24 protein-coding genes and 2 tRNA genes are annotated in these 24,699 nt (G+C 32.9%); 11 read left to right on the plus strand and 15 right to left on the minus strand.

Going from position 1 to position 24,699, the window contains the following annotated elements; genetic code table 11:
• Window positions 1-13: 13 nt before the first annotated feature.
• From ACFOWA_RS15920 to ACFOWA_RS15940, 5 genes are all read right to left on the minus strand, one after another.
• Complete coding sequence (locus ACFOWA_RS15920) at window positions 14-874, minus strand: alpha/beta fold hydrolase (protein WP_378986854.1); 861 nt, start codon at window positions 872-874, stop codon at window positions 14-16.
• 17 nt (window positions 875-891) lie between these two features.
• Complete coding sequence (locus ACFOWA_RS15925) at window positions 892-1,359, minus strand: pyrophosphohydrolase domain-containing protein (protein ID WP_378986856.1); 468 nt, start codon at window positions 1,357-1,359, stop codon at window positions 892-894.
• A 91-nt stretch (window positions 1,360-1,450) separates the two neighbouring features.
• Window positions 1,451-2,164: a LytR/AlgR family response regulator transcription factor gene (locus tag ACFOWA_RS15930; protein WP_378986858.1), complete on the minus strand. Its 714-nt coding sequence runs from the start codon at window positions 2,162-2,164 to the stop codon at window positions 1,451-1,453.
• Window positions 2,161-3,168: a sensor histidine kinase gene (locus tag ACFOWA_RS15935; protein WP_378986860.1), complete on the minus strand. Its 1,008-nt coding sequence runs from the start codon at window positions 3,166-3,168 to the stop codon at window positions 2,161-2,163. The genes ACFOWA_RS15930 and ACFOWA_RS15935 overlap by 4 nt, the downstream gene beginning before the upstream one ends.
• Before the next feature lie 92 nt (window positions 3,169-3,260).
• Window positions 3,261-3,743: a GNAT family N-acetyltransferase gene (locus ACFOWA_RS15940; protein ID WP_378986862.1), complete on the minus strand. Its 483-nt coding sequence runs from the start codon at window positions 3,741-3,743 to the stop codon at window positions 3,261-3,263.
• Between the two features lie 87 nt (window positions 3,744-3,830).
• Here ACFOWA_RS15940 and ACFOWA_RS15945 point away from each other — a divergent pair, with 87 nt between their 5' ends.
• The 3 genes from ACFOWA_RS15945 (at window position 3,831) to ACFOWA_RS15955 (ending at window position 5,515) form a co-directional block, all read left to right on the plus strand.
• Window positions 3,831-4,472, plus strand: coding sequence for a DUF47 domain-containing protein (locus tag ACFOWA_RS15945; RefSeq protein WP_378986864.1), 642 nt, complete (start codon window positions 3,831-3,833; stop codon window positions 4,470-4,472).
• An 81-nt stretch (window positions 4,473-4,553) separates the two neighbouring features.
• The gene (locus ACFOWA_RS15950) at window positions 4,554-4,865 is read left to right on the plus strand and encodes a hypothetical protein (RefSeq protein ID WP_378986866.1); all 312 of its coding nucleotides are present in this window, start codon (window positions 4,554-4,556) and stop codon (window positions 4,863-4,865) included.
• A 50-nt stretch (window positions 4,866-4,915) separates the two neighbouring features.
• Window positions 4,916-5,515: a hypothetical protein gene (locus ACFOWA_RS15955; protein WP_378986868.1), complete on the plus strand. Its 600-nt coding sequence runs from the start codon at window positions 4,916-4,918 to the stop codon at window positions 5,513-5,515.
• Between the two features lie 86 nt (window positions 5,516-5,601).
• Here ACFOWA_RS15955 and ACFOWA_RS15960 read toward each other — a convergent pair whose 3' ends face one another.
• From ACFOWA_RS15960 to ACFOWA_RS15970, 3 genes are all read right to left on the minus strand, one after another.
• Complete coding sequence (locus ACFOWA_RS15960) at window positions 5,602-7,194, minus strand: S41 family peptidase (protein ID WP_378986870.1); 1,593 nt, start codon at window positions 7,192-7,194, stop codon at window positions 5,602-5,604.
• Window positions 7,195-7,697: 503 nt separating this feature from the next.
• A tRNA-Phe gene (locus ACFOWA_RS15965) sits at window positions 7,698-7,770 on the minus strand.
• A 122-nt stretch (window positions 7,771-7,892) separates the two neighbouring features.
• Window positions 7,893-7,965 (minus strand) — tRNA-Phe (locus tag ACFOWA_RS15970).
• 231 nt (window positions 7,966-8,196) lie between these two features.
• Here ACFOWA_RS15970 and ACFOWA_RS15975 point away from each other — a divergent pair.
• Window positions 8,197-9,492, plus strand: a complete 1,296-nt coding sequence (locus ACFOWA_RS15975; protein ID WP_378986872.1) for a 4Fe-4S dicluster domain-containing protein — start codon at window positions 8,197-8,199, stop codon at window positions 9,490-9,492.
• Between the two features lie 107 nt (window positions 9,493-9,599).
• Entirely contained in the window at window positions 9,600-10,388 is a 789-nt protein-coding gene (locus tag ACFOWA_RS15980) for a (Fe-S)-binding protein (protein ID WP_378986874.1), read from the plus strand.
• A 9-nt stretch (window positions 10,389-10,397) separates the two neighbouring features.
• On the opposite strand, the gene ACFOWA_RS15985 is transcribed toward ACFOWA_RS15980, so the two are convergent.
• A complete protein-coding gene (locus ACFOWA_RS15985) occupies window positions 10,398-10,862 on the minus strand; it encodes a hypothetical protein (protein ID WP_378986876.1) in 465 nt (154 codons plus the stop codon).
• Window positions 10,863-10,912: 50 nt separating this feature from the next.
• Between ACFOWA_RS15985 and ACFOWA_RS15990 the strand changes: the two genes are divergently transcribed.
• The 5 genes from ACFOWA_RS15990 (at window position 10,913) to ACFOWA_RS16010 (ending at window position 19,270) form a co-directional block, all read left to right on the plus strand.
• The gene (locus tag ACFOWA_RS15990; protein ID WP_378986878.1) at window positions 10,913-11,392 is read left to right on the plus strand and encodes an ABC transporter ATPase; all 480 of its coding nucleotides are present in this window, start codon (window positions 10,913-10,915) and stop codon (window positions 11,390-11,392) included.
• A 93-nt stretch (window positions 11,393-11,485) separates the two neighbouring features.
• Window positions 11,486-13,906, plus strand: coding sequence for an AsmA family protein (locus ACFOWA_RS15995; protein ID WP_378986880.1), 2,421 nt, complete (start codon window positions 11,486-11,488; stop codon window positions 13,904-13,906).
• A gap of 281 nt (window positions 13,907-14,187) precedes the next feature.
• Window positions 14,188-14,922 carry a glycoside hydrolase family 2 TIM barrel-domain containing protein gene (locus ACFOWA_RS16000; protein ID WP_378986882.1) on the plus strand — a complete coding sequence of 245 codons (735 nt, stop codon included), beginning with the start codon at window positions 14,188-14,190 and terminating at the stop codon, window positions 14,920-14,922.
• Window positions 14,923-14,988: 66 nt separating this feature from the next.
• Window positions 14,989-15,501: a hypothetical protein gene (locus ACFOWA_RS16005; protein ID WP_378986884.1), complete on the plus strand. Its 513-nt coding sequence runs from the start codon at window positions 14,989-14,991 to the stop codon at window positions 15,499-15,501.
• Entirely contained in the window at window positions 15,494-19,270 is a 3,777-nt protein-coding gene (locus tag ACFOWA_RS16010; protein ID WP_378986886.1) for a glycosyltransferase family 2 protein, read from the plus strand. The genes ACFOWA_RS16005 and ACFOWA_RS16010 overlap by 8 nt, the downstream gene beginning before the upstream one ends.
• Before the next feature lie 35 nt (window positions 19,271-19,305).
• Here ACFOWA_RS16010 and ACFOWA_RS16015 read toward each other — a convergent pair whose 3' ends face one another.
• From ACFOWA_RS16015 to mtgA, 3 genes are all read right to left on the minus strand, one after another.
• Window positions 19,306-20,475 (minus strand): acyltransferase family protein, encoded by a 1,170-nt coding sequence (locus ACFOWA_RS16015; protein ID WP_378986888.1) that lies wholly within the window; start codon window positions 20,473-20,475, stop codon window positions 19,306-19,308.
• Between the two features lie 709 nt (window positions 20,476-21,184).
• Window positions 21,185-21,544, minus strand: coding sequence for a hypothetical protein (locus ACFOWA_RS16020; RefSeq protein ID WP_378986890.1), 360 nt, complete (start codon window positions 21,542-21,544; stop codon window positions 21,185-21,187).
• 29 nt (window positions 21,545-21,573) lie between these two features.
• A complete protein-coding gene (mtgA, locus tag ACFOWA_RS16025; RefSeq protein ID WP_378986892.1) occupies window positions 21,574-22,296 on the minus strand; it encodes a monofunctional biosynthetic peptidoglycan transglycosylase in 723 nt (240 codons plus the stop codon).
• 128 nt (window positions 22,297-22,424) lie between these two features.
• Between mtgA and ACFOWA_RS16030 the strand changes: the two genes are divergently transcribed.
• Window positions 22,425-23,129: an SDR family oxidoreductase gene (locus ACFOWA_RS16030; RefSeq protein WP_378986894.1), complete on the plus strand. Its 705-nt coding sequence runs from the start codon at window positions 22,425-22,427 to the stop codon at window positions 23,127-23,129.
• 217 nt (window positions 23,130-23,346) lie between these two features.
• On the opposite strand, the gene rplI is transcribed toward ACFOWA_RS16030, so the two are convergent.
• From rplI to rpsF, 3 genes are read right to left on the minus strand one after another with little or no spacing between them, the layout of a single operon-like run.
• Window positions 23,347-23,790 (minus strand): 50S ribosomal protein L9, encoded by a 444-nt coding sequence (gene rplI, locus ACFOWA_RS16035; RefSeq protein WP_378986896.1) that lies wholly within the window; start codon window positions 23,788-23,790, stop codon window positions 23,347-23,349.
• An 11-nt stretch (window positions 23,791-23,801) separates the two neighbouring features.
• Window positions 23,802-24,065, minus strand: coding sequence for a 30S ribosomal protein S18 (rpsR, locus tag ACFOWA_RS16040; RefSeq protein ID WP_056093004.1), 264 nt, complete (start codon window positions 24,063-24,065; stop codon window positions 23,802-23,804).
• Entirely contained in the window at window positions 24,065-24,421 is a 357-nt protein-coding gene (gene rpsF, locus ACFOWA_RS16045) for a 30S ribosomal protein S6 (RefSeq protein WP_056871348.1), read from the minus strand. Before rpsF ends, rpsR begins: the two co-directional genes overlap by 1 nt.
• Between the last annotated feature and the right edge of the window lie 278 nt (window positions 24,422-24,699).

The raw sequence follows: 24,699 nt of genomic DNA on the forward strand, positions 1-24,699 counted from the left end.
TACAGCAACAAAATCAGACCGCAGATTTTATTTTAGAAATTATATCTGCAATTACTTCGGGCGATTTTAAAATCTTGTAATGGCCAGCGCCTTCATAGGCCTTCACCTCGATTGCTGCATTTTTTTGAAGAAATGGTTTTAAATAAGCAAAAGGAGAAATATGGTCTTCTTCATCAAATGCTAAAAAATGTGGCACCTTTTTCTGCTGCGTATAAAGTTCTTCAAGATTGAAATAATCTACAGCAACAGGGAATTCATCACTAAAATTCTTAAAAAAATTAGCCTGAGCAGTAACACCAATGTTTACTGCATCCATGCTTTGCTCAAAATTTTCTTTTAACCTAATTAATGGCGCAATGCTAATTAATAATTTAGGCTGTATATCGCTTTCTTGAATAGCTATAATGTTAGCCATGCAACCCAACGAGTGACCAATAATTACATCAACATTGGCGTAGTTTGTATGGATTGATTTTACCGATTCGGCATACAGCATCAGGTTGGAAAATTCTGATTCCGAGCTTCCATTTCCTGGTGCATCAAAAGAAATAATTTCTACATCGTTTAGTTTTTGAAGTTCGGTAATCAATTCAAAAAAATCGGCTGCTTTTGATGCCCAACCATGGGTAAGCAAAATTTTTGTTTTACCACTACCCCAACTAAAACAATTAATGCTTAGTTCTTTGCCAGTAAAATAGGTATCGGCAACTGGTAAAGTAAATGGTTTTGAAGCTGCCAGAATTTGCTCTTGATGCAAACGCAATGGCATTTTTGGCGAATAGAAAATATATTTGCGTATTAAATCCTCAACATCATTATGCTGAATGTTTGTTGAGCCTTTAAGCTCAGTAATAATTGCCTTTAACCTTTTCAATCGCCTATTTCTTAAAACTAAATTAGTATGGTTTTTAAATCAGCAGGCGAATAATTTATAGATTTTAATGTCTTATCATCCGATTTTCTAAACACTAAAAACAAGCCATCAATCTCCTTGTAATAAGATTCTGTACCATCCTTATCTGCATAAAATTGTATGGTTTGCTCAGCTTCATCTACAGTTTTGCAAGCTTTGCTCATGTTCGAGCGATGAACTTCATCAAATAGCGATTTAAATTTTCCACCCAACCCAAATTCATGTATTGCACCCGCCAAAACGTATTGTAAATCGCATAGTGCATCAGCAACTTCAATTAAATCATCATTTTCAACAGCTTCTTGCAGCTCTTTCAATTCTTCTGCCAGTAGAGAAATTCGAAGATTTGCCCTTTGTTTTGAGGGAATAACTGGTGTTTCTAATATTGGATGTTTAAAAGTTGTATGAAATTCTGCAACTTGATTGAGCGAATTGGTTTCCTGCATTTTGTATTAATTTTTATGCAGCAAACTTAAAAAAATTGAATGATAAAGAGCTAGTGCATTTGTTTTATTGTTTCAACAATTCAGCAGCATTTTATTTTTTCTCTCTTACAATTTTAAAAAATTCTTCTCGGTACGTATCTCCTATCGGGATAGATTGCTCACCAATATAAAGCGCATTTCCATCAATCATTTTTATTTTTTCGAGCGAAATGATATAAGATTTATGAACCCGGCAAAAAGGTGGATTCGGCAGTTGCGTTTCTAATTCTCTCAGAGATTGATAATTGATTATACGTTGATTAGCTGTATAAACTGATACGTAATTTTTTAATCCTTCGATGTAGAGAATTTCGTTGTAGTTAACCTTGATAAATTTATTTTTAGTATCGCCCTTTATGAAAATAAAATCGCTGGTTTGTATATTCTGTTGAACAACCTCTTGTTGCGCAGGTGATATAATTTGCTGTGCTTTTTGTGCTGCTTTGTAAAACCTTTCATAAGAAATTGGTTTTAAAAGATAATCTACCACGTCTAAATCAAAACCTTCTAAAGCATATTCGGGGTAAGCTGTTGTTAAAATAACTTTACATTTATCGCCACAAATTTTTAAAAACTGGATACCTGTTAATTCGGGCATTTGAATATCCAGAAATACCAAATCAACCTTTCCATCCTGTACCAAACTCAATGCTTCAAAAGCATTTGTGGTTGTTGCAACCAAAGTTAAAAAGGGTGTTTTGTTAATAAATGTGGCAATTATATCCGAAGCATAGGCTTCATCATCAACAGCTAGGCAGCGAATCATAAATGTATTATTAATGTGGTTTTATACGTATTTCCATTGTTGGATATAAGCATCTCATGTTTTTCAGGGTAAATTAAATCTAACCTTCTTTGTATGTTAACTAAACCAATACCGCTTGAGAGGTCTTTTTGAGCATGGCTAATTTTGTTGCTTACTTCAAAGCTTAATCTCTTGTTAACCACCTTTAGTTTAATGCGAATGGGTTGTTTTTCATCGTCGATTATGCCGTGCTTAAAGGCATTTTCAACAAATGGAATTAGTACCAAAGCAGCAATTTTTTGATTTAAAATTCCCTCAGTTGTAAAATTTACATAAAAGCGAGGTTCGAATCTCATTTTAAAAAGTTCGATGTAACTTTCTAAATAGTCAACTTCTTTGGCAAGGCTCATCATCCCATCAGGACTATCATTAAGCGTATAACGCATCAAATCGGAAAGACGCAGTACTGCATTCGCTAACTTATCAGAAACGGGAATTGCAAGCGAGTAGATATAATTTAAGGTGTTGTACAAAAAATGAGGATTTATCTGTGATTTTAAAAACGCAAGCTCTGCCTTTACCACTTCGTCTTTTAGGCGCCTATTTGTTGTTTCGGCTTTAAAATTTTGCACAACACTATAAGCCGCAGCCGGAATAACAATGAATGCTATACTGTAATAAATATTATCTGTTATATAAGTTGAAATTGGTGTATCATCAGAATAATTCTTCCACCCAAACCATTCGAAATATAAAATCTGTTCAATTAAATACCTCATGGAAATAAAAATAGCGATGGTAAATATTAGTGCTGCAAAAAGCTGAATAATTTTCCCCCGCTTTAAGAAATAAGGATAAACCCACAGATAGCAAATATAAAACTCAACAATTTGTATAAAATTCATTGAGATTTTAAAGGCAGATTTTTCGAAAGTTATGCCAGCTATTAGTGATTCTCCGTATAAATAGGCCAACACAGCTAACCAACAAACTAAATGAGTTAATATGGTTTTAGTTCTCTTCATGCTATAAACCTAAACATCCATATTTCCATATCACATTTTCTTATCCCAACCAGCTGTTAAATTATCCCAACGGTATGTTTCCTATGCCTAATTTATAAAACTAATAACATCCAAACGTTGCATGCAAAATGCCCTGAATTACCTAAGGGCGATTCGAGTTTTTTAAATCCAGCCTTTTCATACATGCCAATTGCGGTAGCAAGTTCGGGGAAAGATTCTAAATACACTTCATTGTAGCCAAAATGCTGTGCAGATTCTATACTTTTTTGCATCAAGGCTTTTCCAATTCCTTTTCCTCTTGCATCAGCAGATAAATAGAATTTCACCAATTCTACACAGCCATCTGGTAAACCATCGGTGGGATAAATACCGCAGCCACCAAGTAATACACCATCTTCTTCTGCCAGCCAATAAGCCGAGCCTTCTTTTTCAAAAACTTCGAATAAATGATCTGTCGTAGGGTCGGTATAAACTGTGCCAGGCTTATCAATCTTAAATTCTCTAAATACTACACGAATTAAATCGGCCAATTCCTGATTGTCTGTTTGCTCTATCTTTCTTATTTGAACGCTCATACTTTTAAACAAAACTTTAAAAAATTATACACAATTTATGTTTACTTAATATACCAAAGGTACATTTACTAATATTTAATACTCAACATGAATCAGATATTTAGCTTATTTATTCCGAAGGATAAAACATTTCAGCCATTGTTTGAAGAAGGTGCAACAAACCTATTTAACATTTCTGAGGCTTTGGTACTTTTTATCCGTTCTAAAGATAAAGAAGGAAAGATAAAGCTTGCGAAAGAAATTAAAGCTTTAGAACTTGTAGGAGATAAAGCAACTGATAAAATTTACGAAGAGCTTAACAAAAATTTTATTGTTCCTTTTGATAAACAGGATGTACATGCCCTTGCAACTAAAATAGATGATATTGCTGATGATATTTTAGCCACCGTACTTAATATGGAACTATATCAGCTCGATACATCAAACGAGGCGATGTTAAAACTTGGAGAAATTATTGCCAAAATGTGTAGTGAATTGGCTATCGCGATAAAAGAGATAAAACACTTTAAGAACAAACAACTCATTGTAGATATCTGCTACAATGTTGGACAATTGGAAAGCAAGGCCGACAGACTTTACGAACAGGCAATTTCGTTGCTTTTTGATAATGAAGCTGATGCAATTTCTTTAATCAGACAATCAGATATTTTAAGTCAGCTAGAGAAAACCACCGATAAATGCGATGATTTGGCAAATGTGATAGAAACCATTTTCTTAAAAAACGCTTAAAATTTAGGTTAGGTTCCAGAATTATTTCACGATTACAAAACAAAAGGCAATTTATAAACCTTTGTTAGGTAAAGAATTATTATGGAAAATTTAGATAACAATACCGAAGAACAAAAAGCACATCCAAAACCATCTGATGATGCTCAATCGCAAATAGAAACAATCATACCTTCAACCGAATCAGAAGCGAGCACTACCACTAAAGTTAAGGAACAACATTCTGAAGAACCTAAATCTACCGAAAAGGAAGAGGATGCTGACTTAGAGCAAAATGAAGAACCAAAGCAAGACTCGGAAACAGAGCAAAACGAGGAGTCAAAACCAAATTCTGATACTACTGAAAATAATGACGAGGAAGATAAAAGCGATGACATTGAAACAGTTAGTGTATAAGAATTGCTAAATCATTAAAATAGTTTTGCTAATTTGGCGTTATGACTAACATGAAAAAGACTCTATTGTGTTGCTTTTTAACCATTTCGATGTTCGGATGCGGGATAAATAAGCAGGCTCAACAAATTAAAGCACTTGAAGATTGTACCTATAAAATTAAAAATGTAAACCAAATTACATTAGCTGGTACAGATTTAAAACGCTTAATAGACCAACAAGATTTTAATTTAGCAAGCTTACCCGGTGTTGCTTTGGGTTTACTTAGAAAGGATATTCCATTAAGGGCAAATTTGAATTTGGAGATAACAAATCCATCTGCAAACCTAGCGGCAATTAACCAGTTTGAATATAAAATTATGGTAAACAATACTGATTTAGCAGAAGGTTTTGTTAATCAGGCCGTTAGTATACCACAAGGACAAACTGTTACTGTGCCAATACAAATGGGTAGCAATATTTATGGCTTAATTTCTAACGGAAACGTTTTAAGTGATATAATGAAAGCTGCTCAAAAGGGATCTAAAAGCGATGAGAAGCTTGGTTTACTTACAATAAAGATAAAACCTACGTTTATGATTGGCAATACACCTGTTAAATATCCTGGTTACATCACCATAAACAAAGACATCACAAATAAGATATTGCTTTAAATACAAATTATCCGAAAATAAAAAAGCTGGTCAGAACATTTATAAATGTTCTGACCAGCTTTTTTTTATGATTTATTATTTAGATTTTAAAATTTGTGGTGTGGTGCTTTAACCATCCCCTTAAAATTATTTTGATCTAAACTTTCTGAAACTTCTTTAATTTCTGCAGCAGACAGTTTTGATGATAGTGTTGTAGATTGAGCACTTAAGCTGCCGGTTTTAGCTGGTGTAGTTATAAAATTTCCGTTTCTTGCATAAAGTAAAGCGTAAGCTAATAACGTTTCTGTTTCATCACCCCAAGCTTTAGTTAAATCTTCTAATGCTTCTTTATCAACAGTTAAACCATCATAATAACCACCGGTACCCGATTGATTTTTGGTTTCAAATTCAGGAATATACATATCCACCTTATCAATTTTGATTGGAAAAAAGCCAACCGGTTTACCATAAGTTTTTGTACCGATTAACTTTACATCCATTACAGGCCTTAAGCTATTAACAGTTAATTCACTTGCAGAAGCAGTAGCTCCTGTTACGATAAAATATACCCTGCTTAAATTCAGTGTCCCCGATTTTGCAAATTTTTCGATATTATCAGACGAGGTAGATGAATAATCCAAATCTGCATAGGTTGCATATTTACCATTTACTCCGCTTGTAAAAGTTTGCAGTTTACCTTGATCGTCAGTTAAAGGTTGCTGAGCCAAAATAGAAGCCTTTCTTTGAGTAGCCGTTAAATTTTGCAGAAAGGTATTATAATAGGTTGTGTACATCACATTTCCATTCTGTGCAGCGGGCGTTAAAATATTTATTATCTGCGTTGCTGTGCTAACATATCCGCCACCGTTATATCTTAAATCTACAATAAGTTCTGTAACACCCTGGCTTGCAAAATTAGAAAATGCCGTATTTATTGCTGCTGAAGCATTATTGGTAAAGCTATTAAAAACAATATATCCAACCTTTTTAGTGCCTGCAGTATAAACACCAGTATATAAAATTGGGTTAACAGTATATGTAGCCCTAGTTACCGTAACACTTTTCGAAACACCCGCTAAATCTGTAAAAGTTAAACTTACACTAGAATTCGTACCGAATAAAGCATCATTTAAAAAGGTAAGGTTGTTTGATGTATAAGAAAGCGAAGTTCTACCATTTACTGCCGTTATTTTACTACCCCTTGTTAAGCCTTGCTGACTAGCAGGAGAATTCGGATAAACATATTTAACACGGATATCCGTTGTTGTGTTGTACAGCACAGAAAAACCAAAATCGTTTTCAGTACCATTAACATCTGCCTTTAAAGAGGCTGTTTTGCCAGTAGTACCATAATCAAAAAACGAATATTTTGGAGATGTACTATTGCTTACATACTCATAAGGTCTGCCCGTAGCCGGATTTAGCGAATACTGCGTTAAAGCATACAATTCAGTTTCATTGGAGCTAAAACTACGCGGTTTAAAGGCATCATAAGTTGGCAATGATGTATTCCAATAATACAATTCTTTAGTATACAAAAAGATAGAATCTTTGGTAAGCTCATCTCTTGTACCAGTTATAGCAGTAACTGGTGGGTCTGGTGTTACAACAGGTGCAGTATCACCTTTTTTACAGCCAAAGGCTAAAGAAATAAAAGCGACTAAAACCGCTGGCAAATATTTTATATGTTGTGGTATCATAACGGATGATAATCAAATTTGTATAACGGTATATACGATTAAACTTACTTAAAAGTTTATGTAAAAGATATTGACCAATAATATCATCTAATTTAGGCTTATAATCTTAAATACATGCCGATGTTTTGTTAAATGAGAAAATTTAACGTTTAAAACATAAAAGCCTTTCATTGCTGAAAGGCTTTCGCTGTAACAAATAGGGATGATAATGCCACAGATTATTTCAGTCCTTCTACCAACTGAAAATATTTTTATAATGACTTTGATAAACTTAAAAAATTCCAAATTTGGTTTTTAATACCATTTCCTAACCCAGTGTTATTGAATTGAAATAAATATAAAAATTAAATTAACTTGGATTTAATGAAGTAGATGAAACCTTATATTTAGTCGATATTGCAGGATGTGTTGAAGATTATGCTTAATTAAATACCTTTACAGTTATTAGCCGAAAGTGTCTATAAAGCAAAAAAGCTATTCATTTCTGAATAGCTTTTTTTAAGTGGTGCCACCTGGATTCGAACCAGGGACACAAGGATTTTCAGTCCTTTGCTCTACCGACTGAGCTATGGCACCTCCCATTTGGGATTGCAAATGTAGTATTCTTTTTTTCAAATGCAAAAAAACTTTTAAAAAATTTAGTAATTAAAATGCCTTTAAACCAAAAAAGCCTCTCATTTCTGAAAGGCTTTTGGAAGTGGTGCCACCTGGATTCGAACCAGGGACACAAGGATTTTCAGTCCTTTGCTCTACCGACTGAGCTATGGCACCATCCTTTTGGGAATGCAAATGTAGTGTTCTTTTTCTAAAAGCGAAATTTTATTTTAAAATAGCACATGTATTGCTGATAATCAATTTGTTAATTTTTATATGCGTTTCTAAATAACCGAATCAATAAAATTTAGAATCAATACAAACTATCACATTTTCAAATTAATTTATGCATGCATAGTAATTTATTCAAATTAAATATCCTAATTTAGCGTTATTAAGCTATAAAATATGGTAAGCCAAATTATATTTCTGATTTTAACGCTAGCAGCTGTGGCGCTTTTTACAGTTAATTTTCGAAAAATTATTCGCAATATCCGTTTAGGTAAAGATGTAAATCGTAACGACCAGCCTCAAAAAAGATTTATTACTATGATGCGGGTTGCATTTGGTCAATCTAAAATGATTGTTCGCCCTATCCCTGCCATACTACACTTTTTTGTTTACGTAGGCTTTGTCATTATTAATATCGAAGTTTTGGAAATTATGATTGACGGGCTTTTTGGCACTCACCGTATTTTTCATGGCTTAGGCGGTTTATACGATTTTTTAATTGGTTCGTTTGAAATACTAGCTTTTACAGTTTTGCTTGCTTGCGTAATCTTCTTAATTAGAAGGAATATTTTAAACCTAAAACGCTTTAAAGGTGTAGAAATGACGGCTTGGCCAAAATCTGATGCCAATTACATTTTAATCATTGAAATTTTACTGATGTCTGCATTTTTAATAATGAACGCAGCCGATGCAAAACTTCAAACATTAGGTGCAGGCCATTACATTACTGCTGGTTCATTCCCAATTAGTCAGTATTTAATAGGTTTATTACCAAATACAGAAAGTAGCCTAATTATATTGGAGCGAAGCTGTTGGTGGTTTCACATTGCAGGTATTTTAGCTTTCTTAAATTACCTACCCTATTCAAAACATTTTCATATTCTGTTTGCCTTTCCAAATACGTACTATTCTAATTTAGAACCAAAGGGTGAATTTACAAATATGGCTTCAGTTACTAATGAGGTTAAAGCCATGCTCGATCCATCTTTTGTACCTTTAGAAACAGAGGCAGGTAAATTTGGGGCAAAGGATGTTACAGATTTAAGTTGGATAAATTTGATGAATGCTTACACTTGTACTGAATGTGGGCGTTGTACTTCGGTATGCCCTGCAAATATTACCGGTAAACTTTTATCGCCCAGAAAAATAATGATGGATACCCGCGATAGAATTACCGAAGTTGGTAAGAATATCGACAAGCATGGCGTTGGACATGATGACGGAAAAGCTTTATTGGATGATTACATTAGCAGAGAAGAAATTTGGGCTTGCACCAGTTGTAATGCCTGTGTAGAAGCTTGCCCAGTAAACATAGATCCGCTACAAATTATTATGGAATTGCGTCGATTTGCTGTAATGGAAGAATCTCAAGCACCAGCAAGTATAAATGCAATGATGGGAAATATAGAAAATAACCAGGCTCCATGGAAATATTCTCCTGCTGATCGCTTTAACTGGGCAGAAGGAAACTAGATTAATAAATTAAAAGACCTGAACCCGACATCAAATTTTGATACTCAAAACTTGATACTCGATACCTGATACTAAATACTATTCACTACAAATTACTCGATACTAAAATGGAATTTAAAGTCCCAACAATGGCCGAATTAATGGCTGCAGGAGAAGAACCTGAAATCTTATTTTGGGTAGGTTGTGCTGGAAGTTACGATGAGCGGGCACAAAAAATTACCCGCGACATTTGTAAAATCTTGCACCATGTTGGAATAAAATATGCTGTTTTAGGCACTGAGGAAAGTTGTACAGGCGACCCTGCAAAAAGAGCTGGAAATGAATTTCTGTTTCAAATGCAAGCTATGACTAACATTGAGGTACTAAATGCCTACAACATAAAAAAAATTGTTACTGGTTGCCCTCATTGCTTTAATACCATTAAAAACGAATATCCCGGTTTAGGCGGTAGTTATGACGTAATTCACCACACTCAGTTAATACAGGATTTGATTAACGAAGGCAAGTTAAAAGCCGAAGGTGGAGAAAGCTTCAAAGGCAGAAAAATTACTTATCACGATCCTTGTTATCTTGGTCGTGCAAATGGAATTTATGAAGCGCCAAGAAAAGCACTAGAGGTTTTAGATGCTGAATTGGTTGAAATGAAACGTTGCAAAAGTAACGGACTTTGCTGTGGCGCAGGTGGAGCACAAATGTTTAAAGAACCTGAAAAAGGAAACAAAGATATTAATGTAGAACGTATTGATGAGGCACTACAGACTAACCCGCAAGTTATTGCGGCCGGTTGCCCCTTTTGTATGACGATGCTAAGCGATGGAATTAAATTAAAAGATAAAGAACAAGAGGTTAAAGTTTTAGACATTGCAGAAATTACAGCAAGGGCAAATGGATTGTAATTTACAATCTTAAGGCTTGGTAATTTTTGTTAAATTTTCTCTAATTTGATTTAAATCTTCGGCCTCAATATTTTTTAATGGAATAACTACACAAGTTCCCATCGAATCTACATCGCCTTTTTTATCATTGTAGGTTTGTACAATAACATCATCATTTTTGGTTCTTAAATATAATTGACCGGATGTAGTTGTTCCGTAATAATCCAAATCCTTGAACTTAGCGAGTTTGAAAGCGAAATATTCGATTTTTCCATTTGTAAAATAACGCTTATATCTGCAAAATCCATTGTTAGTAACATTTAGTTCATACTTTTTCACCACGGTACTTTCCTGACTAAAATCATAATGCTCAGTAAAGCTTTTTTGCAAAAACGAAGTGTAATCTTCAATCGTATCTTTGAAAGAAAAAGCAGTCAAAAACAAACATAAGGCAGGAATTAGAAGTAATTTCAAGCAGAATGTAAACTTTTTCATAGGGAAAGCAGTTTGATAAGAACAAGTTAATTAAATTGATAAATTTGCTTATGATTTTTTCTCCACAATCCAGAGTTTGGATATACCAAAGCAACAGACAATTCACTTCTATTGAAGAAGCAGAAATTTTGCAAAAACTCGAAGCTTTTACAAGTCAATGGAAAGCGCATGGAAACGAATTGATGGCGAAAGCAGAAATCAGGTACGGCTTTTTTATTATTTTAACTGTTGATGAAAATCAAGCCAATGTTACAGGTTGCTCTATCGATAGTTCGGTAAGGATTATAAAGGATGTAGAACTTGCCTATCAGGTAGATTTATTTAACCGCTTTAATATTGCTTATAAAATTGATAATGAAGTCCATGTACAAGGCAAAGAAGATTTTGAAACCTTAGTAAATATTAAAAGTATAACACCAGATACTATTGTGTTTAATAACATGGTTCAAAATTTAGACGAGTTGCAAACCAAGTGGGAAGTTCCATTCAAGAACAGTTGGCATGCTTCGGTATTTGCGCATTTACTGTAAAATGTTTTTAAGTAAATCTTAACTTAAATAATTTTGCGGCAACAAACAATATTGCTTATAAAAGCTTTATATTACAGATTATAAATAATTTGTATGGCACGTTGGCTTAAAATTTCATTAAGAATCTTATCTATTTTTATCGGATTGATTATTTTAATCTGGCTTGCTGGTGCATTTTACATTAACAGAAATAAAAAAGAAATTCTTGCATCGATACTAGAACAAGCAAATAAAAGCCTGAATGGCCAGGTCACTGCATCTAATATGGAACCAACCTTGTTAAAGGGTTTTCCGGGTATTTCAGTATCGCTAAAAAATGTTTCATTAAAAGACAGCCTTGTAAACATTCACAAACATGAATTACTTAAGGCAGAAGATATTGATGTTTCGTTAAATGTATTTTCTTTAATTGCTGGTAATACAAAAATCAATAGAATTACAATTAATAATGCATCGGTTTACCTATTTACCGATAGTAATGGTTACAGTAACACCAACTTATTTAGAAAAAAAAGTAAATCGGCAGGAACTGAACAAGGAAAATCTGCAGCTTTAGAGGTTAAGAAAATTGACTTTAATAATGTAAATTTTATCGTAGATAATCAGCAAAAACATAAGCTATTCGATTTCGCCATTAACGAAGTTAACGGAAAAATTGATTATCCAGACTCTGGTTGGGCTGGAACCATGAAGTTAAATACCTTGGTTAAAAGTTTCTCATTTAATACCAAGAGAGGAAGTTTTTTAAAGGATAAAGTCTTAAAAGGAACCTTGTCATTTCACTACAGCAACAAAACTGAAGAAGTTGTTATAGAACCTAAAAGACTTGATATTGGGAAATATCCATTTACCATCGGAGCCAAAATTAATTTGAAAGAAAAGTCTGGAGGCTTTGCAATAAGTATTGCCGTTGATGATATTTTATACAAAGATGTTGCATTACTATTGGCGCCAAATATTTCTAGCAAATTGCTAAAATTCGGAATTGAAAAACCAGTATCAATACGCGGTAACATTATTGATGATGGAAACCCGGTTCATAAAGACCCTTTAATTAAAGTTGGAATAAAAGTAAGAGATAACGTTGTAACCATACCAGCCGGAACGCTAACTGCTTGCAATTTCGATGGTTCTTTTACCAACCAAGATACTGTAGGAGGTATGATTGGTGATGAAAACTCATCAATAAAGTTTGTAAAATTAACGGCCAAATATTTCAATGCACCTTTAAAAATTGATTTGTTTACGGTAAATAACCTTGCCCGTCCAATTGCTACAGGTTTAGTTACATCGCAATTTCCATTATCTAACCTTAACAATTCTATTGGCACAAACGATTTCGAATTTAAAAATGGGACAGCCAATTTAAGTCTATATTGCAAAGCCGATATTGATAACTTCCGTTTCACAAAGCCGGTTGTTTCAGGTAAAATTCAAATTGCTAATGCAGATATTTTGTACATTCCACGCAAATTGCATTTGATAAAAAGTGCCTTAAATATCAACTTCGATCAAAATAATTTATCAATTAAAAATGGTCATTTCCAATTGGGAAAAAGTGAATTGAATGTAGATTGTGATATCGCAAATTTTGCCAATCTATATTATACCGACCCGGATAAGATTATCGTAAATCTTAAAATGTATAGTCCACAGCTTTACCTTAATGAGTTTTTACCATTTTTAGGTCCGAGAGCTGCACAGAAAAAAACTAGATCAAGTGGTCCAACGAAAACGGCTTCAAAACAGTTAAGTAATGTTTTAGAAGTATCGAAAATGAACATTCGTTTGGTTGTTGATAAGGCAATATATGATAAGTTTTCAGCGAAAAATTTAGATGCAGATATCGCGCTTCGGGGAGAAGGAATTTATTTTAACAAAATAAGTGTTGCTCATGCTGGTGGTTTGCTCAATTTAAATGGAACAATCATCCAGGAACCGAATTCAAATATTTTCAAGTTAAGTTCAAAAATTAGCCATGTAAGCGTTAAAGATTTCTTTTATTCTTTTGATAATTTTGGACAAAATAGCATTACCAATAAAAACCTAAAAGGTTATTTATCATCAAATGTGAATATATCGGGTAGAATATCACAGGCAGGAAAAATCCTACCGCGTTCCATAAATGGAAAAGTTATCTTTAATCTAAAGAAAGCCGCTTTAGTTAATTTTGAACCATTGCAGAAAGTAGGGAAACTTGCTTTCGCAAATCGTAACTTATCAAATATAGAAATTCCGAATTTAGATGGGACGCTAACCATTCGAGGCGATAAAATTGAGATTAGTCCGATGCAAATCAATTCTAGCGTTTTAAACTTAAATGTTAAAGGCATTTACGGCTTAACTGCCGGCACCAATATCGAAATGGATATTCCATTAAGAAATCCAAAAGGAGATGAAACATTAGATAGAAAACAAAAACGCGAAGCCAGGATGAAAGGTATTGTTTTGCACCTTAAAGCGTTTGAAGAAAAGGGCGAATTAAAAGTGAAGTGGAATAGAGACCATGATTAGCTTGCTTTTAGTTTGTTGGATTAAATTTACAAAGTAAATAAGTCTGGAATTCTTTAAAAAAAAATAGATAGTTTTAAAAATTAAATAAAATTATTCAAGAATTGCTAACTTATCTGATAATAATTCTTAACATATTTTTTTTTAAAACATCATTTTTAATATGCAAAAGCCATTGAGATCTCAATAAAAAGAATTCATCCCTAGTTTCCCTGTTGTGTATAAAATAAACTTCTACAATATAAGTTATACAATAATTAGTACTTTTAGGGTAAAGTACAATCATGACTACTCATCCCTTTTTAAAACTTTACTTGCTAATTCTGTGCGCTGCTATTTATAGTTGTACGCCAAAAAAAAACATAAAAGGTGATAAAAAAATCATAGTACAAGAAATTAATGGAAAGTATTCTATACTTAAAAATGGAAAAATTTTTACTATTAAAGGAGCTTCTGGTTATATTAATTTAGATGAATTAAAAAGATGTGGAGGAAATACCATTAGAATATGGGATACTACCAATGTTGACAAAATATTAAAAGATGCAAATAAAAATGGTATATCGGTGATCGTTGGGATTTCGATACCGGAAAGTCAATATTTGTCATATTATAATAATACCTCAAAAGTTTCTACCGACTTTAAAAAGATCAAAAAGTTGATTAATAGACTTAAGTCCAATCCTGCAATCTTGATGTGGTGTGTTGGTAACGAATTAGTGTTTCCTAATAAACCATCTTACTATAATTTCTACAAAGAATTTAACAATATCGTTGATATGATTCATGAGGATGATCCTGATCACCCAGTAACAACAACGATGGTAAATTTTCAAAAAAATGATTTAGTAAACTTGAAAATTAGAACCAATATTGATGTTATTTCTTTTAACATTTTCAGTAGAATAACCGAACTTAAAGACGACTTAAAAAACTTTAGCTGGTTTTGGGACGGTGCTTATCTAATAACGGAGTGGGGAATTGACGGACCATGGCAAGGTGCCCCTGGTACAGCGTAGAATGCAAAAATAGAACCAACAAGTACTACAAAGGCTAAAAAATATCTTACACGATACAATAACTACATGCCAGTTGAAGATCCAAGCTTTCTGGGTTCCTTTATATTTTTCTGGGGCCAAAAGCAAGAAACCACACATACCTGGTTTAGTTTGTTCGATGAATATGGAAATAAAACCGAGGCTGTAAGTGTTGCTGAAGAAATTTGGAAAGGAAAAACTTTAAATTTTCGAGGACCAAAAATTATTAATATATTTTTATCTGGAAAGGTGGCCCCTGATAATATTTTCTTAGATCCAGACGAGTTGCAGTCTGCCGAAATTAAAGTTTTGCAAAATACATCCGGCTTTTCAGTTATCTGGGAAATATATCCTGAAGACTGGTTTAAAAAAAATAATGTAAACAATTTAATTAAACCAAAAATTTTAAAAGGGTTAATTATTCAGCAGTCTGGCTTTAAGGTCAGATTCAAAACACCAACCGCTGAAGGTCCATATAGATTATTTTCAACAGTTTTAGATAATAAGGGAAATATTGCTACTGCGAACATACCATTTTATGTAATTCGTTCTCATGAATAAACCCGAAATTATAAACAGTCCTTCAAAATGGGAGCGCTTTCGTTTGCGTGTAATGATATTTGCTGGCACGCTTGTAATGTTACTTTTTTTAAATGAAGTTTTAAAAGGCAAGTCTGAGTTTCCAGTATTATATTATATGCTACTCGTTACTATTATTTACACTTGCTTAAGATTGCTACACGAGTGGATTCATTACTTTTACATCATTGTTCCCGTCAGTAAACACACTGAAAAAATATACACAGTAGATATATTTACAACTTTTTGCAAGGGCGAGCCCTATGAAATGATAGAGGAAACTCTTTTAGCGATTGTAAATATAAGCTATCCTCACAAATCCTATTTATGCGATGAATCGGATGACCAATATTTAAAAGAATTATGTCATCAGATGGGAATAATTCACGTGACTCGAACAGATAAAAAAAATGCAAAAGCAGGAAATATAAATAACGCTTTACTTATTTCTTCTGGAGAATTGTGTGTAATATTAGATCCGGACCATGTTCCGCAGCCGAATTTTCTCGATCCAATTGTTGCTCATTTTAATGATGAAAATATTGGTTTTGTACAGATTGTTCAAGCATACAAAAACTTTGGAGAAAGTCTTGTAGCAAAGGGAGCAGCTCAGCAAACATTCCAGTTTTATGGTCCAATAATGATGACAATGAATAAATATGGAACAGTGCTTGCAATTGGCGCCAATTGTACATTTAGGAGAAGAGCACTTGATTCAATCGGAGGCCATGCTGCCGGCTTAGCTGAAGATATGAATACCGCCATGCATCTTCATGCTAAAGGATGGAAGTCTATTTATGTTCCTCAAATTTTAGCCAGAGGCCTTGTTCCTTCCACAATGTCTGCATATTATTCGCAGCAGCTCAAATGGTCTAGAGGCGTATTTGAACTTTTGGTTACTTCCTATCCAAAACTCTTTAATAAATTTACCTGGCAACAGAAAATTCACTATGCACTTATTCCTTTATACTATCTATCTGGAATTATATTTCTTATTAATTTCTTAATTCCAATTCTTTCTCTAGCTTTTGATACAAGTCCAATTAATATTGATTTCCTATACTTTATGCTATATGCTGGGCCATTGGTGTTATTGTCTTTTCTTATCCGGCTATTTGTTCAGCGCTGGGTTATGGAAGAAGAAGAAAGGGGATTTCATATTGTTGGCGGCTTATTGATGATAGGCACCTGGTGGATTTTTTTAATCGGTTTATACTATGCGATTTTAAGAAAAAAAGTCCCTTATAATCCAACACCAAAAGATGGATACGAAGAGAATAACTGGAAAATTAATATTCCGAATATTGCGATAATTATTGCTTCAATACTTTCCATAATTTATAGTCTTCATACAGACTGGAATCCATATAATTTGATAATGAGTGGTTTTGCTACTCTAAACTGTATTATCTTATCGTTTTCTATTTTCGCAGCCCGACAAGCATATTTCCGTTCGCTCAAACGAAGAAATTATATTTTGGAGGCTTCCTTAACGAAAGTTTCAATTTTCAAGAAAAAATTCTGGCTTTTAAGAAGGTTTTTATATAAGCAAGTAAGAAATTCAGCACTCCTACTTACAGTAATGATAACGGGATTTATGGTTTTTTGGTCAATTAAAGCTAGATACGTTATAGAGAAACCACTTCTAAGCAATTACAATAAAAATATCCTTGTACCTGGTATTTTTGCTCCTAGTAGTTCAAACGGATTGTCATCAGTAAAAAATGTAATTGATATACAAAAAAGCAACAATGTTCATTTTGGAATTGTTTCCTTATATCTCTCTTGGGGAGATTCTGATAAATCCAAATTTCCTACAAAACTTTTAGATTCTATATATCAGAACAGTGCAATCCCAATGATATCTTGGGAGCCTTGGCAGAGTTTGTTTGCACAGTCGAAAGAATTCAAACCAGAAAATATTGAGACGCACGTATTCCAGAGAATAATTGAGCACCGTTATGATAAATACCTGGAAGATTTTGCAAATCGATTAAAAAAAATTAATAAACCAATATTTCTTCGTTTTGCTCATGAAGCTGATAATCCACAATATCCGTGGAGTTCCAGAGGAATAAATAGTGCTGAAGAATTTAAACAGGCTTGGAAATATATTCATAATTTCTTTTCTGAACGGAAATTAAATAATGTGATTTGGGTATGGAACCCCTGGAAACCTGTGGCTATCAGTAAATACTTTCCTGGTAAAGAATTTGTTGATTGGATTGGTGTAACAAACTTAAATTACAATATTAAAAACAGCGATTACTTTAGTATGGAACAACTTTATCAACCCTTCCACAAGCATCCGGTTTTTAATATAGGATTACCGGTAATGCTCGCAGAAATGGGTTCTCTAAAAACCAACCAAAAACAAGGAGAATGGTTTAAACAAGCTGCGAAAACATTAGAATCTAAATTTCCTGAAATAAAGGCATTCATCTTATTTAATAGTGGTGTGGATTTCAATTTGCCAGATGGATATTCTGGGCAGACTTTAGACTGGCAAATTGAGGACTATTCTAATCTAAAAGGACTATTTCATTCCAGCCGTAAAAATGATAACTGGTTACAAAGTCTTGATAATTTTACTTTAAGTGCTCAATTATTAAATAACTTAACTAAAAAGAAATTAGACTTTCTTGATAAGTTAAGGGGGGTTAATTATAATAAGGGACAGAATTGGTCGACCAACGGGCTTGTACTAAAAAAGAAAATTATCACTAAAGATATGAATGAAATCAAAAAAATGGGTTTCAATACCATCAAGATATATGGTTTTAGCGTTTATGATAAAAATATTCTAGAAGTTGCGGATGAGAAAAATTTAAAAGTTGCATTTAGCTTCTGGCTACCTGAAAATGTAAGCTTCATAACCGATAGCTTGTCTATGAATAAATATTCTAAAAAAATTCTTGCTATGATTAAGAAGCTAAAGGATAGAAAAAACATAATTTTCTGGAATATTGCTAATAACCCAATGAATTCATTACGTTACAAAAATTATAAGCCCGATTTGCTTACCGAACAAAAGGCTTATTTTCTTTGGTTAAATAAACTAATTCGAAGTGTAAGGGAAATTGATAATATAAGACCAATAAGTATGGATATTTATATTGACGAAAATTTTGCTGAGGATTATAATTTGTTGCTAAGCGCAGTTCCCGGTATCGACTGCATCGGTTTAGTTGAGAATAGCAATCTGAATATTCAAGCTAATGGACCAGCCCAACCAGCCTTTATGAGCAGTATTTCTACAAAATCCTATCTCACGAGTAAAAGAATAACCAAAGGAGTATTTTTATCTAACTGGCAGGATGAAAAAACAACTAACTATGTCTCTCTTAATGGAATAAAAGATAATACAGGAAAAGTTAAACTCGAATCTTACGATTTATCATATAAATGGAATGCTTTGAAGCTTCAGGTAAAAATGCCATTAATAAAAATTCTTTTGCCCGCGGTTACCATATGGCCAAATACTTCAGCTACCTATCATGCATTGATATATGAAGATAAACAATGGCACTTAACAGATAAATTAAAACGTTTTAATTTTCGTTGGGAATTAATTAAATATGACCAATATGAAAATCCAATAGAGGTTATCGATATTGGTACGGGCAACCCTATAAATGTTTCTATACCAAAAAATCCATCAAGATATAAGATAAGATTATATACTAATCAAGATTCAATAGTTAGTGTTGTTCAATCTAAACTAAATATGCCTCTAAAATCGATTAACTAAAGGTTAAGTATTTAATTGTATGCAATTGGGCTAAGTTAAACTTGCTTTTGTTTGGCAGGATTGAAAAGAAACTTTAGTTTATTAAACTGTTTTTCTACCAAATTCCAAGATAGCATCGCTATACCCGTTGTTAAAAAAAAATAGATAATAAAACAGCTGATTTCTGATGAAATTATTTTTATAAAAACGTTCAATCCTTTTTGATTTGATATGAAAAACGATGTATATAAAAAATAAAAGTGACTATAAATTTTGTTAAATAGTTTCCAAAAAACTACTGGAATAATTAGGTGGTAAAGATAAATTCCATAACTAATTTTACCCAAATAAAGTATGAATCTATTCTCCAAAAATCTAGCTAAAAATCCTTTATACCCAAAAATGGCAATTTCTATTAATCTGTACGAGATAATTGAAAATATTAAATTATTAATTACAAAAGACGCGTAATAAGATTTAACAAATATGGATATAATTGCTATAAGTATAGACGGATAAATTAAAAAGTTGAAAAATTTTGAAAGCCAATGATTCTCATATTCGCTTTTTGAATATTTGTATGCTAACAAACCACCAATTGCAAAAGGATCGATACAAAATTGCGTTAATATTACTTGAGGAATTGCTGTAGAGGGTACATAAAATAGAACTCTTAGTAGAACTCCAAAAATAATAATCCCCAAAAGTGTATTAAAAATATACTTTTCAGGAGTGAAAATTATTATTATAGGCCATATAATATAGTATTGTTCCTCAACAGCTAATGTCCAAAGGTGCGCTGTAGATATTGGCCAGATTTGTCCAAAATATATTTGATAGTTTGAAAGGTAAGAGAAATACATGATAGCATTCTTATTAATTTCATCTCCAATTATTGGAAGAAATAACAGAATGATTAAATATAAATAGTAAGCGGGAAAAATCCTTATGCTTCTTCTAAAAAGAAAAAAAGATATTAACTGTAACCCTGAAGCCCCAACTGTATTTGCCTTAGCTTTAGAGAAAATTAATATTTTTGTTATAAGATAACTACTAAGCACAAAGAAAAAATTTACAAACCCAATAAATAGGAAACTCATTTCTGTAGGGAATACTTTTGGTAACCAATGATAACACAGAACGAAAAGTACAGCACAGAAACGTAATCCGTCTAGCTGTGGATTATAAGGAATAACTCTTAAAGAGTTTTGGTGATAATCAGACATTATGTTGCAAAGGGATGATTAAATAAATATTGCATTTTAATGTCAAATTATATAAACACAATGTTAAGATATGTTTTGAATAAATACATAATTCAATTTAAATTCTTTCAGTCTTACGTCTAACAAAACGTTTTATATTGGGCAGATGTTTTGTATTTTATTTTTAATTAGGAAATTAGATGATTATTGCAAGTAGTAATAAGCTATATATTCAAAGTGTAATAAATAAATTGAGTATTGTTGATGGAATTTAAAGCAATTTGGCAAACTAATACTAAATTTTGCTGAGCCACCAACTAACAGGCTGAACTTAAAAACGTCTGGCTAAGTAAGCAAATAAGACTAAATCTATGAATACAGAAACAATAAAAACTAATGCCTCTAAACCATTAGAAAGTACGATTAACAAAAATTACTAAGGCTAAATAAACCAATATTGAGTAAAGTGTATGAGATAACATATTTAACGAACAAACACGCATTTTAATTTAGTTTTGAAATCTCTATCCCATGAAGAAATTATTATTGGAAATAACAAAGTGAAAATAAATAATTCTACTCGCCAGTTATTAATAAAATGAAGCTATATGCAATACTCGCGATACATCTAAAACTTAATGACCACGTGAGAGGATTAAAAGGAAATAAATTCCCATATCTATTTGGAATTGAAATTAATATAGAATTAATAGGTTAGATTAATGATAGGCTACCAAATTAAATTTATTGCCCATGCTCTGGAATATTTATCCCATGTATCTAAGAAATAAATAAGAAGGCTTACAAAGGAACTTAAAATGACCAAGGGATACATTCTAATTGATCTTCTTTTCAAAAAAGATAGAACATCAATTTGCCAATTTTGCCTTAATATGAATAGACAATAATGAATAGACAATAACAAACCAGATAAGCAAAAGAAAAAAATCAACTGCAAGGCATCATGCATCAAAAGATTAGTATTATGACTTTGATAAACAGATTCAAAAAGATGGACTACTACCACCATCTCCATAGCTGCAACACCTGCTAACCAATCCAAAACAGCAAAATGTTGTTTTTCTACCATTATTTATCTTAAGTTATTGCGTTGCAGAACTAAAAATCTAATGGCCCTAACCTTTTCATATTTCTTAAAATTAAATATTGCCGATGCCTGATATAAGGTGTTGCATTTTTTGGTGTCCATCTTCTGGGATTTGGGAAACACGCAGCTATCAATGCAGCTTGGTTTCGGGTTAGTTTAACACACGATTTTCCATAGTATTCTTGAGCAGCGGCTTCCGCACCGTAAATTCCATCGCCCATTTCTATTACATTGAGGTAAACTTCTAGAATGCGTTCTTTACTCCAAAAAATTTCGATTAAAAGTGTAAAGTAGGCTTCAAAACCTTTCCTAATCCACGAACGACCAGGCCATAAAAAAACATTTTTAGCTGTTTGTTGAGAAATCGTACTACCTCCTTTAACTCTTTTCCCTTTAGCATTACTGGCGAAAGCCTTTTCAATGGATTTAAAATCAAAACCTATATGCTGTAGAAATAATTGGTCTTCGGCTGATACGGCCGCCCGCTTCATATTATTTGATATATTTTCAAATTTTATCCATTTCTTTTCTGTTTTAAAAGATTTTCCGTCTGCTTTACGTTCAATGTTTCGCAGCACCATTAACAAAGTAATTGGCGGATTGATAAAACGAAGTGCAATAACCCAAAAAACAGAAACCAACAAAAAGTAAATAAAAATTTTAGTGGCAATATTGGTTGCTCTTTTTAAAAATGGATGTTTGGTTTTTGCTTTTGAAACTCTAGGTTTTGCCATGTGGCAAAGTTAATAAAATCTTTATCTCATGATAATTTGGTATTAAGGTTAATGACAATTGATCAACCTTATTTAAATGAATATTAAACATATTTGCCTTTCGAACGTTGAATAAAAAAAGATTTATTATGAGCATAAAAGTAGCCCTCGTAACAGGAGGAAGTAAAGGAATAGGATTTGGAATAGCGGAAGCATTATTAAAAAATGGCTATAAAGTTGCCATAACCAGCAGAACGTTAAATGCCGCCAATGAAGCTGCATCTTCTTTAGTTGAACATGGAGATATTTTAGCAATAGAAGCTGATGTAAAAGATTTCAAATCGCAACAAGATGCAGTTGATTTAATTGTACAGAAATGGGGTCAATTAGATGTATTAATTGCTAATGCTGGCATCGGGCATTTTGCGCCAATAGACGAGATTAGCACTGAGCAATGGCTAGAAACTATAGATACGAACTTAACCGGCGTATTTTACGGCATTAAGGCATCAGTAGAAGAACTTAAGAAAACTAAAGGAACGATTATTACAATATCTAGCTTGGCAGGAACTAATTTCTTTGCGGGAGGTTCGGCTTATAATGCCAGTAAATTTGGCTTAACAGGTTTTACACAATCTGTAATGCTCGACTTAAGAAAATATGGTGTAAAAGTTAGCACGATAATGCCTGGTTCTGTGGCAAGCCATTTTAACGATCACAACCCGAATGCAGAAGATGATGCTTGGAAAATACAACCAGAAGATATGGGCAAATTAGTAGTTGATTTATTGGCTATGCCAGCAAGAACATTACCAAGTAAAATAGAAATCAGACCTACAACACCGAAGGGATAGAAAGGATGGAAGATGTGGGGATGGAAAATGGAAGATGGGTAATAGTGTATAGAAAATGATTGGTGGAAAATGGATAATGATAAATTATAAAATTGGTTAAACTGTTATATTAAAGCTGGACTAACAAACATCATACCTCATCCATCTTACATCTTACATCAAAAAAAAGTCCTTTCAGCAAAACTGAAAGGACTTTTTTAATTAGTTAAAGAATTGCTTATTCAGCAATAACTTCGAAAGGAACCTGAACTTTAACTTCTTTGTGTAAGTTTAAGTTAGCGATATATTCACCAACAAATTTAGGGTCAGTTTCGAAAGTAATACGACGACGGTCAACATCAAAGCCTTGAGCTTTTAATGCTTCAGCAATTTGGATAGTGTTAACAGCACCAAATATTTTTCCGCTTTCGCCAGCTTTAGCACCGATAGAAAGTTTAACATCAGTTAAACGCTCAGCAATACCTTCAGCATCTTTCTTAATTTTATCTTGTTTAAAAGCAGCTTGCTTTAAGTTTTCAGCTAAAACCTTCTTTGCAGAAGCAGTAGCTAAAGATGCAAATCCTTGCGGAATTAAATAGTTACGACCATAACCTGGTTTTACCGTAACGATATCGTCTTTCTCGCCTAATGATTTAATATCTTGTTTTAAAATAATTTCCATATCAAATCCTCCTATTTTAATTGGTCAGCAACGAAAGGTAACAAACCGATGTGACGAGCACGTTTAACGGCCTGAGCCACTTTGCGTTGAAATTTTAACGAAGTACCAGTTAAACGGCGTGGTAATAATTTACCTTGATCGTTAATAAATTTTAACAAAAAGTTTGCGTCTTTGTAATCAATGTATTTAATACCGTTTTTTCTGAAACGGCAATATTTTTTACGGTTATCCTCTACTTTAGGGGCAGTAACGTATTGTATTTGTTCTCTTGCCATTACGCTGCAACCTCCTTAGTTTTTTTGTTAAACGCACCGCTGCGTTTTTTTGCGTTGTATGCTACAGCATGTTTATCTAACCTGATGGTTAAAAAACGAAGCACACGCTCATCGCGTTTTAATTGTAATTCTAATTTAGCAATCAAGTCACCCGGAGCACTATACTCGGTTAAGTTGAAAAATCCGTTAGATTTTTTAGCGATCGGATACGCTAATTTTCTCAAACCCCAATTGTCTTCGTGGACAATTTCGGCACCGCCATCAGTAAGAACAGCTTTGAATTTAGCTAATGCCTCTTTCGCAACTTCTTCTGATAACAACGGGGTTAGAACGATAACAGTTTCGTACTGATTCATTGTTATATAATTTAATTTTTTTAATCCCGAGGTATATTACGGGGATGCAAAAGTAGCAATATATTTCTTTAAATCAAACCTTTAGTTAAAAAAGTTAGCGTTGTTTTTGAATAAAAGTTTAAGTTATCTAATTGAATTTCAGCTAGAAACTCAATACACAAATCGTATTTAGCGCACAAAACTTAACTTTCTACAATTATTCCCTCAATTTCAAATTTTAAATCCAACTAATTGGGCTTAGTTTTTGTTCGCTAAAAAGCTAAATTTAAAGCAAAATC

Source organism: Pedobacter lithocola (assembly GCF_042650845.1).
GTDB lineage: Bacteria > Bacteroidota > Bacteroidia > Sphingobacteriales > Sphingobacteriaceae > Pedobacter > Pedobacter lithocola.

Coding starts and splice junctions, on each gene's coding strand:
- ACFOWA_RS15930 (WP_378986858.1), bottom strand. CDS start 2,164: ATGATTCGCTGCCTAGCTGTTGATGATGAAGCCTATGCTTCGGATATA.
- ACFOWA_RS15935 (WP_378986860.1), bottom strand. CDS start 3,168: ATGAAGAGAACTAAAACCATATTAACTCATTTAGTTTGTTGGTTAGCT.
- rpsF (WP_056871348.1), bottom strand. CDS start 24,421: ATGAATCAGTACGAAACTGTTATCGTTCTAACCCCGTTGTTATCAGAA.
- ACFOWA_RS15945 (WP_378986864.1), top strand. CDS start 3,831: ATGAATCAGATATTTAGCTTATTTATTCCGAAGGATAAAACATTTCAG.
- rplI (WP_378986896.1), bottom strand. CDS start 23,790: ATGGAAATTATTTTAAAACAAGATATTAAATCATTAGGCGAGAAAGAC.
- ACFOWA_RS15940 (WP_378986862.1), bottom strand. CDS start 3,743: ATGAGCGTTCAAATAAGAAAGATAGAGCAAACAGACAATCAGGAATTG.
- ACFOWA_RS15925 (WP_378986856.1), bottom strand. CDS start 1,359: ATGCAGGAAACCAATTCGCTCAATCAAGTTGCAGAATTTCATACAACT.
- mtgA (WP_378986892.1), bottom strand. CDS start 22,296: ATGGCAAAACCTAGAGTTTCAAAAGCAAAAACCAAACATCCATTTTTA.
- ACFOWA_RS15980 (WP_378986874.1), top strand. CDS start 9,600: ATGGAATTTAAAGTCCCAACAATGGCCGAATTAATGGCTGCAGGAGAA.
- ACFOWA_RS16010 (WP_378986886.1), top strand. CDS start 15,494: ATGAATAAACCCGAAATTATAAACAGTCCTTCAAAATGGGAGCGCTTT.
- ACFOWA_RS16030 (WP_378986894.1), top strand. CDS start 22,425: ATGAGCATAAAAGTAGCCCTCGTAACAGGAGGAAGTAAAGGAATAGGA.
- rpsR (WP_056093004.1), bottom strand. CDS start 24,065: ATGGCAAGAGAACAAATACAATACGTTACTGCCCCTAAAGTAGAGGAT.
- ACFOWA_RS16015 (WP_378986888.1), bottom strand. CDS start 20,475: ATGTCTGATTATCACCAAAACTCTTTAAGAGTTATTCCTTATAATCCA.
- ACFOWA_RS16020 (WP_378986890.1), bottom strand. CDS start 21,544: ATGGTAGAAAAACAACATTTTGCTGTTTTGGATTGGTTAGCAGGTGTT.
- ACFOWA_RS15990 (WP_378986878.1), top strand. CDS start 10,913: ATGATTTTTTCTCCACAATCCAGAGTTTGGATATACCAAAGCAACAGA.
- ACFOWA_RS15975 (WP_378986872.1), top strand. CDS start 8,197: ATGGTAAGCCAAATTATATTTCTGATTTTAACGCTAGCAGCTGTGGCG.
- ACFOWA_RS15995 (WP_378986880.1), top strand. CDS start 11,486: ATGGCACGTTGGCTTAAAATTTCATTAAGAATCTTATCTATTTTTATC.
- ACFOWA_RS15960 (WP_378986870.1), bottom strand. CDS start 7,194: ATGATACCACAACATATAAAATATTTGCCAGCGGTTTTAGTCGCTTTT.
- ACFOWA_RS15985 (WP_378986876.1), bottom strand. CDS start 10,862: ATGAAAAAGTTTACATTCTGCTTGAAATTACTTCTAATTCCTGCCTTA.
- ACFOWA_RS16000 (WP_378986882.1), top strand. CDS start 14,188: ATGACTACTCATCCCTTTTTAAAACTTTACTTGCTAATTCTGTGCGCT.
- ACFOWA_RS15955 (WP_378986868.1), top strand. CDS start 4,916: ATGAAAAAGACTCTATTGTGTTGCTTTTTAACCATTTCGATGTTCGGA.
- ACFOWA_RS16005 (WP_378986884.1), top strand. CDS start 14,989: ATGCCAGTTGAAGATCCAAGCTTTCTGGGTTCCTTTATATTTTTCTGG.
- ACFOWA_RS15950 (WP_378986866.1), top strand. CDS start 4,554: ATGGAAAATTTAGATAACAATACCGAAGAACAAAAAGCACATCCAAAA.